At 62.5% G+C, this 16,596-nt stretch carries 14 protein-coding genes and 1 tRNA gene; 9 read left to right on the top strand and 6 right to left on the bottom strand.

Translation table 11 applies throughout. From position 1 onward, the window contains the following. Genes I6J26_RS06210 through I6J26_RS06195 form a run of 4 tightly spaced genes read right to left on the bottom strand, consistent with a single transcriptional unit; the run spans position 1 to position 2,729 of the window. Positions 1–297: a CHY zinc finger protein gene (locus I6J26_RS06210; RefSeq protein ID WP_115024191.1), complete on the bottom strand. Its 297-nt coding sequence runs from the start codon at positions 295–297 to the stop codon at positions 1–3. Next, positions 294–1,124: an esterase/lipase family protein gene (locus I6J26_RS06205; RefSeq protein ID WP_115020926.1), complete on the bottom strand. Its 831-nt coding sequence runs from the start codon at positions 1,122–1,124 to the stop codon at positions 294–296. The genes I6J26_RS06210 and I6J26_RS06205 overlap by 4 nt, the downstream gene beginning before the upstream one ends. 49 nt (positions 1,125–1,173) lie before the next feature. After that, entirely contained in the window at positions 1,174–2,040 is an 867-nt protein-coding gene (locus I6J26_RS06200) for a trypsin-like serine protease (protein WP_115020925.1), read from the bottom strand. 41 nt (positions 2,041–2,081) lie between these two features. Continuing rightward, positions 2,082–2,729 carry a TetR/AcrR family transcriptional regulator gene (locus tag I6J26_RS06195; protein WP_115020924.1) on the bottom strand — a complete coding sequence of 216 codons (648 nt, stop codon included), beginning with the start codon at positions 2,727–2,729 and terminating at the stop codon, positions 2,082–2,084. A 69-nt stretch (positions 2,730–2,798) separates the two neighbouring features. On the opposite strand from I6J26_RS06195, the gene I6J26_RS06190 reads away from it, so the two are divergent. Then, positions 2,799–4,007: an MFS transporter gene (locus tag I6J26_RS06190; RefSeq protein WP_115020923.1), complete on the top strand. Its 1,209-nt coding sequence runs from the start codon at positions 2,799–2,801 to the stop codon at positions 4,005–4,007. Positions 4,008–4,224: 217 nt separating this feature from the next. On the opposite strand, the gene I6J26_RS06180 is transcribed toward I6J26_RS06190, so the two are convergent. Further along, positions 4,225–5,706 carry a multicopper oxidase family protein gene (locus I6J26_RS06180; RefSeq protein WP_115020922.1) on the bottom strand — a complete coding sequence of 494 codons (1,482 nt, stop codon included), beginning with the start codon at positions 5,704–5,706 and terminating at the stop codon, positions 4,225–4,227. Positions 5,707–5,898: 192 nt separating this feature from the next. Here I6J26_RS06180 and I6J26_RS06175 point away from each other — a divergent pair, with 192 nt between their 5' ends. Further along, positions 5,899–6,225: a heavy-metal-associated domain-containing protein gene (locus I6J26_RS06175; RefSeq protein WP_115020921.1), complete on the top strand. Its 327-nt coding sequence runs from the start codon at positions 5,899–5,901 to the stop codon at positions 6,223–6,225. Positions 6,226–6,277: 52 nt separating this feature from the next. Next, the gene (locus tag I6J26_RS06170; protein WP_115020920.1) at positions 6,278–8,512 is read left to right on the top strand and encodes a copper-translocating P-type ATPase; all 2,235 of its coding nucleotides are present in this window, start codon (positions 6,278–6,280) and stop codon (positions 8,510–8,512) included. A gap of 860 nt (positions 8,513–9,372) precedes the next feature. On the opposite strand, the gene I6J26_RS06165 is transcribed toward I6J26_RS06170, so the two are convergent. Further along, positions 9,373–9,457, bottom strand: a tRNA-Leu gene (locus tag I6J26_RS06165). A gap of 229 nt (positions 9,458–9,686) precedes the next feature. Here I6J26_RS06165 and I6J26_RS06160 point away from each other — a divergent pair. The 6 genes from I6J26_RS06160 to I6J26_RS06135 are packed head-to-tail and all read left to right on the top strand — an operon-like array spanning position 9,687 to position 16,595. Then, a complete protein-coding gene (locus I6J26_RS06160; protein ID WP_115020919.1) occupies positions 9,687–10,517 on the top strand; it encodes a DUF3662 and FHA domain-containing protein in 831 nt (276 codons plus the stop codon). Positions 10,518–10,547: 30 nt separating this feature from the next. Beyond that, entirely contained in the window at positions 10,548–11,000 is a 453-nt protein-coding gene (locus I6J26_RS06155) for an FHA domain-containing protein FhaB/FipA (protein WP_039673007.1), read from the top strand. Beyond that, positions 10,997–12,385 carry a PP2C family protein-serine/threonine phosphatase gene (locus I6J26_RS06150; RefSeq protein ID WP_115020918.1) on the top strand — a complete coding sequence of 463 codons (1,389 nt, stop codon included), beginning with the start codon at positions 10,997–10,999 and terminating at the stop codon, positions 12,383–12,385. The genes I6J26_RS06155 and I6J26_RS06150 overlap by 4 nt, the downstream gene beginning before the upstream one ends. Further along, on the top strand, positions 12,386–13,738 hold the full coding sequence (locus I6J26_RS06145) for an FtsW/RodA/SpoVE family cell cycle protein (protein WP_115020917.1): 1,353 nt from the start codon (positions 12,386–12,388) through the stop codon (positions 13,736–13,738). It abuts the gene before it with no gap. After that, positions 13,735–15,165: a penicillin-binding transpeptidase domain-containing protein gene (locus I6J26_RS06140; RefSeq protein ID WP_115020916.1), complete on the top strand. Its 1,431-nt coding sequence runs from the start codon at positions 13,735–13,737 to the stop codon at positions 15,163–15,165. The genes I6J26_RS06145 and I6J26_RS06140 overlap by 4 nt, the downstream gene beginning before the upstream one ends. Beyond that, on the top strand, positions 15,165–16,595 hold the full coding sequence (locus tag I6J26_RS06135) for a serine/threonine-protein kinase (protein ID WP_115020915.1): 1,431 nt from the start codon (positions 15,165–15,167) through the stop codon (positions 16,593–16,595). Before I6J26_RS06140 ends, I6J26_RS06135 begins: the two co-directional genes overlap by 1 nt. Position 16,596: the final 1 nt, after the last annotated feature.

The following is a 16,596-nucleotide window of genomic DNA, read 5'->3' as shown; positions in this document are numbered from 1 at the left end:
CTAGCGAAAATACGTCCCCGCGTGCAGCGCGCAACCAGTATTGAAGGCATGCCCGCACGCGGGGCATTTATATGCCGAATACTCCGCGAAGGTCATCTGATGGCCGCACGCGCCACACATGACGCACAGCTCATCTTTCGGCATGGCGCCGAACTCGTGATCGGTGAGCTCCGCATGACACAAGGAACACGCGAACCAACCGGTACAGGTGCTGCACTTGTTGGCGACGACGTCGACAAGCGTGTGCCAGTGCCGGCACCGCCCTTCCGCGTCGATGGCTCCTTGAATCTGTGTCATGAGCGCGTCAAGCCCCACACGATCTGCTCGTGTACGCGCGGATCATGGGGCAGTTTTCCATGCTCAACCGGCACTGACTCCACGTTGGCCACGTCCGCGCCCGGCACTGCAGTCAGTTGCGAGGTCTCATTCGGAGTCACGGTGTTGTCCACGGGCGAGTAAATGGACGTGTAGGTGATTCCCGGCGCGGTGTCCGGCTGCTGGTTCAGCTTCTCCATAAAGTCCGAACCCTGCAGCTGCTCGATGCCCGCGGTGGTGCCAAAGAACGTGGTCACGTCAGGTGCAACTTTCGCCGCCGCGCTGAGCGACGCTGCCCTTCCACCCCACGTCGTCCCGTGAAAATTCGCCCCCACTGTGACCACGCGGCGCACCTCATCGGGCGAGCCATACAGCTGCGTGAGCGACTTCGTGTGCAGCCCACCCTGGGAAAAGCCCACGAGGTTTACTTTCTCTGCCCCGGTAACGCCGCGGATGTACTCGATATGCTGGGCGATTTCACGCCCGGAGGACTCTAAATCCGCAATGCCCTTCATGTACGGGTAGGCGTTTTGGAAGGCCAGGTCATCCGCACCATAGTCGAAGGCCCACACGCACATGCCCTGCTCGGTGAGTTTTGGGATGAGATCATTCCATTCGGCCGAGTTTGCCGACGTGCCGTGGAGGAGGACGACGGGTTCGGTGACGGGGCCAGTGGGTTGGCAGTCCGGATCATTTATACCCAGGTCCTGTGCAGCTGAGGTCTCCATGGTCTCAGCGTGCGCTGGGATGGGGGCAGCGGTGCCGAGGAGGATGGCGAGGAAAGCGCGCTGCAAGAAGCCGTTTTTCATAAGGAGCGAGCTTAGCGCCTGAATCTGAGCGCTTGCTGTATGGGCGCTATTACCAGGAAGAGAGGTTGCTTAGGCTGCTGCTGCGGTCTTTCTTCGGCTGCTCGGTGCGCTGTTCGGAGGGCTTTTCCGCGGGGGCCTGGCGGCGCTCTTGGGCGCGAGCTTGGCGCACGCTCTCGGCTTCAGCCTCCTCGCGTTGGGCGACTGCCTCCTCCTCGTCATAGCTCTCCATGAGCGCAGTGAGCGTCGCGACGTGAGGGTAGATTTCACTATGCCACATGCGGCGGCGCGTGCCGTCTGCGCAAGACTCATTCTCTTCACCGCCGGTATGCACCGCAAAGATCGTGGTGTCCTGGTAGAGCGGGGCGCCGGAGTCACCGCTGCAGGAGCGTGAGGAGAACAAAGAGTGCGATTTGAGCAGGTTCTCAAATTCGTGGCCTTCGATTTCGTGCGTTACACCAGTCTCCTCAATGCGGGACACGGCCTCCGAGGAAAACGTGTGGGACCCGCCGAAGCCCACGAGGAGGAGCTTTTCGTTCACACGCAGAGGGCGGTTGGGCAGCTCGAAGGCTTCAGCCTCCATGGGTTCCGCCTTGAGCAAAGCAATGTCTGACTTCTCCGCCACCGGGGTGGAGGCGACAACTTTGGCGCTATCACCGTCTGCCTGGGTAAGGCGCAGGTTGCGGCCCAAGCAGTGCGTAGCGGTGAGCCACCAGTCATTGCCGATGTAGCCTGCCGAGCATTCCCGTGACTCGTTCTGCCACAGTGCGGCGACTCGATCGTCCTTCGCGTCAATGTTGCTCGTGGCTTGCAGAACCTCACGCGCGCCGGAATCGTCGGCGGCAGCGTGATTAATGCCGAACATGGACGCTACTGCGGTGAGGACAGACAGAACAGATGCGAGGAAACCTGAGAACACAAGGCGTTACTTTATCAGCGGCACCACAGAAGCGCAGCGCGCTACTGCACACCTAGGCGTTCGGCCAGTCCGGTGAGGAAGACATCGACGAAGGTGTCGAAGGAAGCGGTGAGGAAGTTCTCGCCCGCAGTGCCAGAAGGCTGCTGGCCGTCGAGGGAAGCGAGGAGAGTCAAGACGGAAGGGGCACCTTCTGGTGGAACGGGGATGGGGGAATCGGGAACCTCGGGGTGGCCGGGCGTGGGGGCAACCTCCGCCAAGAGGTAGCCGTTGAGCGCGCAGAAGAATGACTGGACGCTAAAAAGCTGCTGCTCGGGAGGGATTCCGGCCTCGTCGAAGACCATCAATGTCGGCGCGATGTGCGCGATTTCCGCCGGTGTGGAAATCGGACGGGTAGCCACGAGCACGAAGAGATTGGGGTGGCGCAGGGCAAGGGCGCGGTAGGCACCGGCAGCGCTGCGCAATGCTGCCTCCCAGGTTGGGGACTCCGCGGGGAGGGTGAGTTCGAGGATGAGGTGTTCATGGATGGCGTCGAGAAGCTCGGCCTTGTTGCGCACGTGGTGGTAGAGGGACATCGCCTGCACGCCCAGACGGCCGGCGACGGCACGCATGGACACACGCTCGAGGCCCTTTTCATCACCAATGGCGATGGCTGCCTCGACGATGGCATCGCGCGTAATGATTTGTGACACGTGACCTCCTTCTGGGCGGCCGCTGGACTACGATAAAAGGTGAAACTTACAGTGTAAGGGAGAAGGGACATGAAGCACCCGTTTCGCTGGCTGCTCGGCGGCCAAGCCATATCCGCACTCGGTTCCCAGGTTACGTTCATGGCACTGCCGCTCATTGCAGTCACGCTTCTTGATTCTAACCCCCTCCACATGGGCATCCTCGGCGCCCTGGATAACCTGCCCTACCTACTCTTCGGCCTGTTCGTCGGATCGCTCGTGGACCGCCGCCGGCGCCGCCCGCTCATGATCGCCTCCGACCTCCTTCGTGCGCTGGCCGTTCTCACGATTCCGGTGGCATTCCTTGTCGATGGCATCACGTTTACCCACCTGTGCCTTGTCGCTTTCGTCGTTGGCCTGGGCAACCTCGTCTTTGACGTGGCCTGCCAGGCGCAGATGCCGGACATCGTCGGTGACGACGGCGACCTTGTGCAGGCCAACGGCGCGCTGCAGACCACCTCCGGCATCGCCTCACTCACCGCCCCGGGCCTCGTGGGAGTCTTTATCTCCACGGTAGGTGCGCCCCTCGCCATGCTTATCGACGCCTTCTCCTACCTCATCTCCGCCGCCAGCCTCCGCATGATTGGGCCCGATTCCTCTACCGCCACCGCCGACGCCACCGTGTGGGAAGACGTAAAAACCGGCGTGAGCTCCGTCGTTCGCGATAACCGCTTGCTCGGCCTCACCGGCACGGGCGCCGCCGTCTCGCTGGGTATGAACGCGGCTTTCTCGGTTCTCATGGTGTTCCTCGCGCGTGAGCTGCACGTCAGCACGATCGGCATCGGGCTGGTTTTCCTCGCCATCGCTCTTCTCGGCGCCACCGGCGCGCTGACAGCAAACCACCTGGCCAAGGCTGTGGGCGCTGGACGGGTGCTCCTGTGTGGCCCGGTGATAGCAGCCATGGGACTGGTGTGCATGGCGCTTGCTGGCCACGTCACGACCCCGCTGCTCCTCATCTACCTCGGGGCAGGCTTGTGCGGCTGGGGCATCATGACCAGCCAAGCTCTTGCCGCCGGCCTGCGCCAAGCCTTTGCCCCTGAAGAAATTCGCGGCCGCGTACTAGGCACGATGCGCTTTGTGGAATGGGGCATCATGCCGGTCGGCGCGCTCCTTGGCGGCTTCGCAGGCCAACTGCTCGGCGTGGCCCCGGCCGTCGCCTTCTCCGGCGCACTCGTAGCCACCGGCTCCGTGTGGGTCCTCACCACCGGCCTGGCACGCCTACACAGCGTGCCGATTCCCTAACTCGGCTCACGAACAATGACGCTCACGGTAAATAGCGCCAAAAACGTCGGCTTTAACAAGCGCTACGACCGCATCATTGAACTTGCTGCCGTGCGCGCTGACGCATACTTCAATCCCGTCGACTCCTGACACACACTGCTCAACCCTGACACCAACGCCGTGTCCACTACTCGGGGGACACCCCCGCCCACCTCGGCACTCCACCCTGCTGTGGAGGTTACTCGTAGCGAAGCGAGCTGAGCATCCCGGTTTCCATGTGATAGGCGTTATGGCAGTGAAATGCCCACTCACCGGGGTTGTCAGCGATCAGGTCGGCGATCATGGTTTCACCGTGGCGGAGAAGGACGGTGTCCTTGCGTAGTCCGCCGCTGCCGGGCAGCGCCCACGTGTGGCCGTGGATGTGCATGGGATGGGGCATCATGGTCCTGTTGCGCATGACCATCCGCAGGCGCTGGCCCTCCTGCACGGTCGCGGAGGAGGATTGGCCGTCGGTGAGAATGCTCCATTCATACGGCATCATCTGCCCGCCCAGGTCGATGCTGACTTCTCGGTCTGATGTGCCCTCGGGCAGGAGTGCACGGTCTGCTGGTTTCAGGGAGGACAGAAGCAGTCCGGTGGACGACAACTCGGGGAAGTCGACATCGGGGTGGGGGGCCTGGCCGCCGGCGGTGCGGATGACGGCGAAGGCGCGGTCGTCCTTACCCACCGCCAAAGCCGTGAGCGGGAAGATGCCGTCGCCGAGGATGACCTCGACGTCGACACGCTCGCCCATCGACAGGTAGATCGATTCGGTCTCCCAGGGCTGGACAGGGAAGCCGTCGGTGTGGGTGACGGTCATGCGGTGACCACCGAGGGCCACCTTGAAGATGGTGTCACCGCCGGAGTTGATAAACCGCAGGCGGGCCTTGTCGCCCGGGCGAGCCTCGAAGGTCCGGTGAGCACGGGGGATACGTCCGTTGATGAGGTAGTGCGGATACATCACATCGCCGGCATCCCCGCCCAGTACCCGGTCCGGGGTGCCGTGCATCATATGGCCGTGACCTCCAGTTCTCATCCTCCCGTTATGGTCGCCCGAACCCATTCCGGTGAGCTTGTCGAGCTCATCGTCGGGAGTGCCCTGAATGCCATCGACCCAGTCGTCGAGCACGATGGTCCACTCGACGTCCTGGTCCTCAGCGTCTTGCGGGTCACGGATGATCAGTGGGGCGTGGAGGCCGCGATCAAGCTGCAGGCCGGTGTGGGAATGGTAAAAGTAGGTGCCACCGTGGGGGACTTCAAAAACGTAGGAGAAAGACTCGCCAGGTTCAATGGGGTCCTGGGTCATGCCGGGCACACCGTCGGCTGCGTTGTGGAGTGCGATGCCATGCCAGTGGATGGAGGTGCTCTCAGGCAGTTCATTGGTGATATCGACCTGGAGGACGTCGCCGGCGGTGGCCTCAATGGCCGCATCCCCGGTGTCAGAGACGTATCCCCACGTCTTGGCTTCGATGCCGCCGATATCCAGAGAGAGGGGCCGGGCGGTCAGTGTCCGGCGCACCGTCGGCTCACCGAGCGCAGTGGGGGTGGGAGTGGGGCGAAGGGAGGGCCCTGGTGCCGAGGTAGCGGGTCCAGGGTCGCTGGTGCAGGCGGCCACGGCCCCGGTGCCGGCGAGGACGAGCCCGCCGAGCAGAAACTGTCGTCGGGAAAACGCGTTCGTCATGATTTAACCTTCCTTGGTAAAAGATTTCAGTGACACGGGAGACAGGCGCAGGTGAGGACCCGGCCCTCGTGAGGGCCGTGCCCTCCACCCATTGAGAATATACCCCCAGGGGGTATACTGAAAATATACCCCAGGGGGGTATACGCTAGAGAGCGGCATCGCCGCACCCCACCGAACCGAAGGAGCTTTCCCATGATCACCTCCCCGCCCCGCCTCTTGCCGATGGCCTCCCACGGCTGCAGCTGTTGCGGGCCTGCCTCACCTTCCGACACCGCCTCCATCCCTGCCGCCGGCGACTCGTCAGCCGGAGGGTCGTCCCCTAGCTACCAGGTCACCGGCCTGACCTGCGGGCACTGCGCGAAAAGCGTGACCCAGGCCCTTCAGGCCCTCCCCCAGGTCGACGACGTCCAGATTGATCTCGCTGCTGGTGGAGTTTCCACCGTCACGGTCACCGGTGTCGCACCTCCGGAGATGGTTCGCCGGGCCATCGAGAACGCCGGCTACACCGTCTTATCCTGATCAGTTTTACCCATCATCTCGACCCCGACCGGGTTGAGTGGAAAGGAACGTCATGAGCACTCCCCACCATTCCGGCGATCACCATGGTGATCACCCCGCTCCGGAAACAGACCACACCTACCACCCGGATCATGCCAGCCACGAACACCACGCAGATGCCGACACCCACGGCCAGGCGATGCCCCACGATCACCCGCACTCCGCCCTGGACGATGACCACCACGTTCATGGTCACGGCGAACACGCCGGACACAGCACCGCAATGTTTCGGGACCGCTTCTGGTGGTCGCTGATTCTGTCCATTCCCGTCGTTACTTTCAGCCCCATGGTCGCCAACCTGCTTGGCTACCACCTCCCGGCATTCCCCGGATCCACCTGGATCCCCCCGGTGCTGGGCACGATCATCTTCGTCTACGGCGGAACGCCTTTCCTCAAGGGCGGATGGAAAGAACTGAAATCCCGCCAACCCAGGATGATGCTCCTGATCGCCATGGCCATCACCGTGGCGTTTGTCGCCTCCTGGGTCACCACTCTGGGGCTGGGCGGTTTTGAGCTGGACTTCTGGTGGGAGCTGGCCCTGCTGGTGACCATCATGCTGCTGGGCCACTGGCTGGAGATGTCCGCTCTCGGGGCCGCGTCCTCCGCGCTTGACGCGCTGGCTGCCCTGCTGCCAGATGAGGCCGAGAAAGTCATCGACGGGACCACCCGCACCGTGGCCATCTCCGAGCTGGTCATCGACGACGTCGTGCTGGTGAGGGCCGGTGCCCGGGTGCCGGCCGACGGAACCATCCTCGACGGAGCCGCCGAATTCGATGAGGCAATGATCACCGGCGAATCCCGTCCCGTCTTCCGCGACACCGGTGACAAGGTGGTCGCCGGCACCGTGGCCACCGACAACACCGTCCGCATCCGGGTGGAGGCTACCGGCGGGGACACCGCCCTGGCCGGGATCCAACGCATGGTTGCCGACGCCCAGGAGTCCTCCTCCCGGGCCCAGGCCCTGGCGGATCGGGCGGCGGCGTTGTTGTTCTGGTTCGCGCTGATCTCCGCTCTGATCACCGCGGTGGTGTGGACCATTATCGGCAGCCCGGACGATGCCGTGGTGCGCACGGTCACGGTGCTGGTCATCGCCTGCCCGCATGCCCTGGGCCTGGCGATTCCGCTAGTCATTGCGATCTCCAGCGAGCGGGCCGCGAAATCCGGGGTGCTCATCAAGGACCGGATGGCGCTCGAGCGGATGCGCACCATCGACGTGGTGCTCTTCGACAAAACCGGCACCCTGACCGAGGGTGCGCACGCGGTCACCGGTGTCGCGACAGCTGACGGCGTCACCGAGGGCGAGCTGCTGGCCCTGGCCGCCGCCGCAGAGGCCGACAGCGAGCACCCCGTGGCCCGCGCCATCGTGGCGGCCGCGGCCGCCCATCCCGAGGCCTCCCGTCGGCAAATCCGTGCAACTGGTTTCAGCGCCGCCTCCGGCCGGGGGGTCCGGGCCACTGTCGATGGCGCTGAGATCCTCGTGGGCGGGCCGAACATGCTGCGCGAGTTCAACCTCACCACCCCGGCCGAGCTCACCGACACCACCAGCGCCTGGACCGGGCGTGGGGCCGGTGTGCTCCATATTGTCCGCGACGGTCAGATCATCGGTGCGGTGGCCGTCGAGGACAAGATCCGCCCCGAATCCCGCGCCGCCGTGAAAGCCCTGCAGGACCGCGGGGTGAAGGTCGCGATGATCACCGGCGACGCCCAGCAGGTGGCCCAGGCGGTTGGTCAGGACCTAGGCATTGATGAGGTCTTCGCCGAGGTCCTGCCCCAGGACAAAGACACCAAGGTCACGCAGCTGCAGGACCGAGGTTTGAGCGTGGCCATGGTCGGTGACGGTGTCAATGACGCCCCCGCTCTGACCCGCGCGGACGTCGGTATCGCCATCGGTGCCGGCACGGATGTGGCCATGGAATCTGCCGGAGTGGTCCTAGCCAGCGATGACCCGCGGGCAGTGCTGTCGATGATTGAGCTGTCCCAGGCCAGCTACCGCAAGATGATCCAGAACCTGATCTGGGCCTCTGGCTACAACATCCTCGCCGTGCCGCTGGCCGCCGGAGTGCTCGCCTCGATCGGGTTCGTGCTGTCCCCGGCCGTGGGCGCGATCTTGATGTCTGCCTCGACCATCGTGGTGGCCCTGAACGCCCAGCTGTTGCGCCGCATTGATCTGGATCCGGCTCACCTGGCTCCGACCGAGTCGAAGGAGGAACACACCACGCCTACTCCGGCATCCACCGCCGCCCACTGATCCACCACTTTCTCTCCACTGCCCCCATATGACCCTGAAAGGCTCCACCCTGGCGCTGGCCGCCTGCGGTGAGGCCACTGAGTCAGGCAACACCGACGCCACCGCCTCGGCCACCAGCACTGCGACGACTACCGCAGAGACGACCGAGACCACCACGGCGACGACTGAGGCGGACGGGGAGATCTCCGCCGATCACAACGACGCGGACATCATGTGGTGCCTTGAGCTTCCGAGACACGCCCCAGAGAGTCGAATTGCGAGTTTCTGGGGCAACCAAAAACAGAAAATCTCGAGACACCGACCGGAACGATGTCTCGAGACTTCACAGCGTGCCCGGGGCGGTGTCTGGTTCGGAGACATCGTTCCGCATGTCTCATGAGATCGTTCCGGTCCAACCAGCACCAATGTCTCACCAAATCGATCCGGTAGAAAACCCGGAAGCTAAAACTGCCCAGATACAACGAAAAGCAATGTCTCGAGACATCGATCCTCTGTGGCTTCCCACACCGAAGTGGGGGGCTCTAAGAGTATGCTCGTGCGAGGCCCAGCGCTGGTGCTGCTAGCACCTTCAGGAGCAGTTCTAGGTGGGTGTCGCTAACACCTAACGACAACTGAGGCCGGAACTAGGTCCCGGCTATTGTGTTGAAAGCCCGCAAACGGGACACGATCTTGGCCCGCACAGCTGCCTGTCCCTCGGAGAACTCGGGACGTTGCGGATACCCGCTGTCGTTCACGGTAGATAAGGGCGAAAAATTTCGAATTTCTGGCCGCTAATTACCGTGAACGACGACCTGAACGCCGGCCTTCCCGAAACGACGACAGCCCCGTACTCTCAACAAGAGAACGGGGCCGTCTGAGCGTGCCCGGGGCGGGACTTGAACCCGCACGTCCTATAAGGACACTGGCACCTGAAGCCAGCGCGTCTGCCAATTCCGCCACCCGGGCAGGGTATTGATGTCTTGGCGACCAGCTAACTTTAGCACGCCGCCCTAATGAATCGACAAATCCGCTGGCAAACCCGAGCTTTTTACTGAATACACAGGGAACTTTGCCGCGCGCGTCTACGTTAAGAGGGGGAAAGACACCTATACTGATCGCTGCTATATCGCTGTATTCCACCATCGCAGTGAGATAGTTCCCTGGAATACTCTTGAAAGGAGGGCGGCACTTCCCCATGGCATTGCTAGATAAACTCGCCAAGCTGGATTCTTCCCTGCAGCGCGGATTGGACAACGGCATGGCCTTTGTCTTTGGCGGCAAGGTCGTCCCCGCAGAGATTGAAGAGCTGCTCAAGCAGGAGGCGCAGGACAACCTGTCCCGCGGTGATGACGGCAAGCTGTACAGCCCCAACGTCATGACCGTCGGTGTGTCCTCCAAGGACATTGAGAACCTCTCCCAAAATCGAGATATTCCTACGGATCTATCTGATCAACTCACTCGTTTTATTCGCAACAGTGGTTGGTCCCTCGCGGGGCCGGTCATCGTGCGGATTGCGGAGGAGTCAGGCCTGCGTACAGGCCAGCTGCGCGTGTCGTCCTTCCTGGACCACGAGCCCACAGAGGAAACCGGATTCGATGCGATTTTCCACGACGACCATGGTCAGGAGGACTCTATGACCCAGCCGCACAACGCCGATGAGGCCAAAACCACCGCTTTCATGGTGCCGAACCCGAATGAGCCGGCACCAACGCCACACGGCCCAGCGGTAACGCTCATGCTGCAGGATGGTTCCTCCCGCGTCTACCACGTGCGCGAAGGCTCCAATATCCTCGGCCGAAGCACCGACGCAGACTTGCGCCTGCCGGATACGGGTGTCTCCCGCCAGCACGCTGAGATCACGTGGAACGGTCAGGACGCTGTGCTCGTCGACCTGCAATCCACCAACGGCACCACGGTCAATGACACCCCGATTGACAACTGGCTGCTGGCTGATGGTGACGTGATTACCCTCGGCCACTCCCACATCGAGGTCCGCATTACGGGCCTTGAGAATCAGAATTACTAAGCCCCACTCCCCCTAAAGTAAGGACCGTCCATGGACTCGATCGTGCTGCTGTCGCTGCGCATCGGCCTGCTGGTGTTGTTGTGGCTGTTTATTCTGGTCGCGCTCAACGCTATGCGCCGCGACGCCAATAAGGCGGCCGGCGTGTACCAGGCATCGGCCCCGGTGAAGGGGTCACAGAGGCGTCGAGAAGCGCCGCGTGAAATCGCCATCGTGGAGGGTCCCCTGCGCGGTTCCCACATGGAACTGGGCACCCTCGAGGACTGTACGATGGGCCGCGCGCAGGACTGTGATTTTGTCACTGGTGATGATTTTTCCTCTGGCCACCACGCTCGTCTGTTCCGTCGGGGCAGCGAGTGGTTTGTGGAGGATTTGGAATCCCGCAACGGCACCTTCGTGGGTGGTGCCCGTATTGACCAGCCGGAACGCGTTGGCGTGGGTTCGGATATCAAACTTGGTCGGACGACCGTGAGGTTGATGGCATGACGTTGAGCCTGAAATTTACTGCAGTGACGGACCGCGGTTTGGTCCGCGACAATAACGAGGATTCCGCCCACGCGGGACCTCACCTGCTCGTGCTTGCCGACGGCATGGGTGGCCACGCCGCCGGCGAAGTCGCGTCCACGACGATGGTGGAGCACATGGCGCCCCTCGAGCGCGATCCGGGCGATAACGACATGCTGGCCCTGCTGGGCGCGGCGGCGGAAGATGCCAACGCGGCAATCCGCGACCATGTGGATGAGCATCCGGAAACCGAAGGCATGGGCACCACGCTGACTGCCATGATGTTCAATGGCTCTCAGTTCGGCGTGTGCCACGTGGGTGATTCCCGCGGCTACCGCCTGCGTGACGGCAAGCTTTCTCAGGTGACAAAAGATGATACCTACGTGCAGTCACTTGTGGATGAGGGCAAGCTCGACCCGGCAGATGTCTCGTCCCACCCGCAAAAGTCTCTGATCCTTAAGGCCTACACCGGCCGCCCGGTGGAGCCGACGCTCTTTACGCTAGATGCCCAGGTGGGCGACCGTATCCTGCTGTGCTCGGATGGACTATCGGATCCGGTGACGGCGTCGACCATCGAGCAGGCGCTGAACCAAGGTTCGGTGGATGAGGCCGCTATTATGCTGCGCGATCTCGCATTGCGTTCAGGCGGTCCGGATAACGTCACCATCGTGGTGGCGGAGGTCGTGGACGCAGAGCTTGACGACGTCTCCCCCATCACCGTCGGCGCCATCCAAGGCGTCGTGCCGGAGCCGACGCATCCGGATTCTTCAGCCAGCCGTGCTGCGAAGCTGATCTCGCCCCCAAAAGCACAAGCCGCTGAGGTAAAACCCCGGGAGGTCACCGAGGATGAGCCGCAGCGGCCGCCGCGACGCAGCCGGGTGGGGTGGAAGGTTATCGCCTCCCTCGTCCTCGTGTTGGTGATTGTGGTGAGCGGCGGGCTGTGGATGAAGAATCACTTGGCCAGCAACTATTACGTGACTACGGATGAGGAGGAGGTCCTCACCATCCAACAAGGCGCGGATTTTGAGGTCTTTGGCCGCTCCCTGCACCACACCTATCAGCATGCGTGCTTGAACAAGGACAATTCACTCAAGCTGAGCACCGGTGAATGCACAGGCGAGTATGCGCCGTTTAGGCTCACGGATCTTCCCGAGTCAGAACGAGCAGCCGTGGGCAACCTGCCCGCAGGCTCCTATGACGAGGTGCAGACACAACTAACGCGCCTGTCGGAGAAGGCCTTGAAGCCGTGCGCCACGTCGAAAGACGCCGCGAAGGATAAGGACAAAGACGCCGCGGATGAGGCGAAAAAGGACGCCAAGAAGGATGCGGACAAGCCCTCACAGGGCAACTGCCGGGAGGTGAAGTAGGTGAGCAAGCTCTTTTCCCGTGGAACTGAGTTCGGCCTGCTCGTCTTCGCCACGGTAGTTTTCGCCATCACCTTGGTGAGCCTCGAGCTCTCCCAAGGCAACGTGCTGACCCTCGACGTGCTCTACCTCATCGGTGGCTTCATCGGAGTCTTCGCTGTAGCGCATCTCTTCCTGTGTTTCTTAGCGCCCTACGCGGACCAGATCATGCTGCCTATCGTCGCGGTGCTCAACGGCACGGGGCTTATCATGTTGCAGCGCCTTGACTTGGCCAGTGGCGGTGAACTCGCGGTGCGACAGGTGATGTGGACCGTCGTCGGTCTTATCCTCTTTGCGCTGGTACTTGTTCTTTTGCGGGATCACCGCTCGCTGACGCGCTATTCCTATATCTTGGGCGCGCTCGGCCTCATTCTCTTGGCGCTGCCGCTGGTATGGCCGCAGCCGCCAGGAGTGGAAGCCCGCATTTGGTTGTGGCTCGGACCCTTTTCCATCCAGCCGGGCGAATTCTCCAAGATCTTGCTGATCTTGTTCTTCGCCATGCTGCTTACCCAGAAGCGCTCCCTGTTCACCGTGGCGGGCTTTAAGTTCCTGGGTCTGTCCCTGCCCCGCCTGCGTGACCTGGCCCCCATCCTCGTGATTTGGGGCATCGCCATTGTCATTATGGGCATCTCGAATGACTTCGGCCCGGCATTGCTGCTGTTTAGCACGGTGCTCGGCATGCTCTTCATGGCCACCAACCGCGTGAGCTGGCTCATCATTGGTGTCATTCTCGTGGGCATCGGCGGGTTCGGCATCTACCAGGTCTCGGACAAGATTCAGCAGCGCTTCTCCAACTTCATTGACCCGCTGGCCAACTATGACACCACCGGCTTCCAGCTGTCCCAGGCGCTGTTTGGCATGTCCTCCGGCGGCATTACTGGTTCCGGTTTGGGCCAGGGCCATCCGGACATGGTGCCGGTGGCGCATTCGGACTTCATCCTGGCTGGTATCGGCGAGGAATTCGGTTTGGTGGGCCTGGCTGCGGTACTCATCCTCTTTGCCATGCTCGTCTCCCGCGGTTTCCGCACGGCGCTGACCTGCCGTGATACCTATGGCAAGCTGGTGGCCTCGGGCTTGGCACTCACCCTCGCGGTCCAGGTTTTCGTCGTCACCGGCGGTATTTCTGCCCTGCTTCCCATGACGGGTTTGACCACGCCGTTTATGTCCGCCGGCGGCTCCTCGCTCATGGCCAACTACATGCTGCTGGCCGTGCTGCTGCGTATTTCCAACGCGGCTCGTCGCCCAGCGCGAGAGCTCACCTCGAATGCTCCGAGTGATACGTCCATGTTCCCCGCCATCCAGGAGACCACCCGATGAATAGATCGATTCGCCTCGTCTCCCTCTTTGCCCTCCTCCTCACCGCCGTCCTCCTCGTGAACCTCACGGTGGTGCAGGCGTTTTCGACGGATAAATACGCGCACAATCCCAAGAACGTTCGCGGCTATCTGGAAATGCGCACTACCCCGCGCGGCCAGATCTTCGCCGGCGATACGGTTCTGGCGCAGTCCACCGCGGATGAGAACGGCAATTACTCGCGCTCCTACCCCACCGATTCCCCGGCCTTCGCTGATGTCACCGGCTACCTCTCGGAGCGCTTCGGCGCCTCCCAGCTGGAAGCCTCGCAGAATGACATCCTCAACAGCAAAGATGATTCTCTGCTGGCACACAACTGGCTCGATATGCTCTCCGGCAAGCCGCAGAAGGGTGCCAACGTGGAGGTCACCATCGATCCAGCGCTGCAGCAGGCTGCCTATGACCAGCTGGCCGGGCCAGGCTACAAAGGCGCGGCCGTTGCCATTCAGCCCTCCACGGGGAAAGTACTGGCTATGGCGTCGAGCCCCAGCTTCAACGTCTCCGACCTCGTCGGGGGCAACGCGGCCGAAACGTGGGATCAGCTGCAGAATCAAGAGGGCAATCCGCTCATCAACCATGCCACGCAGGAGACCCTGCCGCCGGGTTCGATTTTTAAGATCATCACCACGGCTGCCGGCCTCAACAACGGTTTCAATCCGAATTCCACGCTGACCGGCGCGGCGTCTATCACGTTGCCGGATACCGTCACGGAGCTCACGAACTACGGCAACCAGGCCTGCGGTGGCGCGGACAGCGTCACGCTCCAGACCGCGTTTGCGCTCTCGTGCAACACGGCATTCGTGGAGATGTCCGAAGGTATCGGTGCCGATGAGCTGCGCAAGTACGCCGAAGGCTTCGGCGTGGGTGAGAAGTACTCGCTCGGTGTGGAGACCTCTTCGGGTGCGCTGGGCGAGCTAAGCGACGGCGCGCAGGTCGCCCAATCGGCCATCGGCCAGCGCGACGTCACCATGTCCGCCCTCCAGGCAGCGGTCATGGCCGCCACCGTGGCCAACAAAGGCAAGCGCATGGAGCCCTACCTCATCAATCGCATCACCGATGCCCAGATGAATGAGCTTCGCACGACTCAACCACGTCAGGCCGCTGAGGCCATCGACGAGGACACCGCCCACACCTTGACGGACCTCATGTTCGCTTCTGAGCGTTCCACCTGGGGCTATGACGGCAATGGCTTTGCCTCCAAGACGGGTACCGCCGAGCACGGTGAGGGCCTTGCCCCGCACGTGTGGTACGTGGCCTTTGACCCGGAAAAGGACATTGCGGTCGGCGTCGTGGTCAAGGACGGCGGCAACCTGGGAGAAGGCGCTACTGGTGGACAGGTCTCCGGACCGATTGGACGCGCCATCCTGCGCGCATACGGAGGTGAGCAGTAGTGAACAGCGCTGATAACAAAGAACACCTACAAGCACTCATCGGTGAGGACTACCAGCTGCAGTGGATCGTCGGCCACGGCGGTATGTCCACCGTGTGGCTTGCCGATGATGTCCACAACGACCGCGAGGTAGCCATTAAGGTGCTGCGTCCGGAATTCTCCGATAACAACGAATTCCTCTCGCGCTTCCGCAACGAGGCCAAGGCGGCAGAGTCCATTGACTCCGAGAACGTCGTGGCCACCTACGACTACCGCGAGCTTGAGGACAACGGCCGCACCTTCTGTTTCATGGCCCTGGAATACATTCGCGGTGAATCCTTGGCGGACCTGCTGGCCCGCGAAGGCGCACTGCCGGAAACACTGACGCTCGACGTCATGGAGCAGGCTTCCCACGGCCTGTCCGTCATCCACCACATGGGCCTGGTGCACCGCGATATTAAGCCGGGCAACCTCATGATTACCCAAAACGGGCAGGTCAAGATCACTGACTTTGGCATCGCCAAGGCCGCCGCCGCCGTGCCGCTGACGCGCACCGGCATGGTGGTCGGCACCGCCCAGTACGTCTCGCCGGAGCAGGCCCAAGGTTACGAGGTCGGCCCAGCTTCGGACGTGTACTCGCTTGGTGTGGTTGGCTATGAAATGCTCGCCGGCAATCGCCCCTTCAGCGGTGATTCCTCGGTATCGGTAGCGCTGGCGCATATTAGTCAGGCGCCGGAGCCCTTGTCGACGTCGATAAGCGCGCCCACGCGTGAACTGATCGGCCTTGCCCTGCGCAAGGACCCTAACACCCGCTTTGCCGACGGCAATGAGTTCACCAACGCCATCTCGGCCGTGCGCCAGGGCCAGCGCCCGCCGCAGCCGAAATCTGCCGCACTCGCTCCGCTAGCCGCCGAACCTTCCCCCTCCGCCTCGACGGAGATGCTGGGCAACATGGCCCACCCCACGACGGTGCGCCCGGCAACACAGCCGCCGACAGCGGAACCGCCGACGAAGAAGGGTGGATTCGGCACCGGCCTGCTCATTGCAGTAGCGATCGCTGCGCTCGTGGGCATCGGGCTCGCGGGATATAAATTCTTCACCGAGAACTCCAGCGAACCTGCACCCACGACTACGGAGCAGCCGACGGAGATCATCGTGACCGAAACCGTCACGCCGGAGACCACGGAGGAGCCCACCACTGAGGCCTCGACTACCCTCAACACCGTGGAAACCACCACGGTGGAGGAAGAGCCCCCGGCCCCCGTCACCGTCACGACGACACACTCAGTGCTGCCGCCGCCCACCCAGGAGGTCTCCCCGCAGCAACCCACAGACGAAGAACTCTTACCTGAGGAGACACAACCGCAGGTCAATGACGGACCAACCGCCACAGCCGAACTAGAATCACAGGGCAACCCCACCGAAGAATCCGCGCTACAGGGAGGCCAGTAAC

Source organism: Corynebacterium minutissimum (assembly GCF_016889765.1).
Taxonomy (GTDB): Bacteria; Actinomycetota; Actinomycetes; order Mycobacteriales; family Mycobacteriaceae; genus Corynebacterium; species Corynebacterium minutissimum_B.
This window is presented reverse-complemented; position numbering and strand designations above follow the sequence as displayed.

Coding starts and splice junctions, on each gene's coding strand:
- I6J26_RS06210 (WP_115024191.1), bottom strand. CDS start 297: ATGACACAGATTCAAGGAGCCATCGACGCGGAAGGGCGGTGCCGGCAC.
- I6J26_RS06205 (WP_115020926.1), bottom strand. CDS start 1,124: ATGAAAAACGGCTTCTTGCAGCGCGCTTTCCTCGCCATCCTCCTCGGC.
- I6J26_RS06190 (WP_115020923.1), top strand. CDS start 2,799: ATGAAGCACCCGTTTCGCTGGCTGCTCGGCGGCCAAGCCATATCCGCA.
- I6J26_RS06180 (WP_115020922.1), bottom strand. CDS start 5,706: ATGACGAACGCGTTTTCCCGACGACAGTTTCTGCTCGGCGGGCTCGTC.
- I6J26_RS06175 (WP_115020921.1), top strand. CDS start 5,899: ATGATCACCTCCCCGCCCCGCCTCTTGCCGATGGCCTCCCACGGCTGC.
- I6J26_RS06170 (WP_115020920.1), top strand. CDS start 6,278: ATGAGCACTCCCCACCATTCCGGCGATCACCATGGTGATCACCCCGCT.
- I6J26_RS06160 (WP_115020919.1), top strand. CDS start 9,687: ATGGCATTGCTAGATAAACTCGCCAAGCTGGATTCTTCCCTGCAGCGC.
- I6J26_RS06155 (WP_039673007.1), top strand. CDS start 10,548: ATGGACTCGATCGTGCTGCTGTCGCTGCGCATCGGCCTGCTGGTGTTG.
- I6J26_RS06150 (WP_115020918.1), top strand. CDS start 10,997: ATGACGTTGAGCCTGAAATTTACTGCAGTGACGGACCGCGGTTTGGTC.
- I6J26_RS06140 (WP_115020916.1), top strand. CDS start 13,735: ATGAATAGATCGATTCGCCTCGTCTCCCTCTTTGCCCTCCTCCTCACC.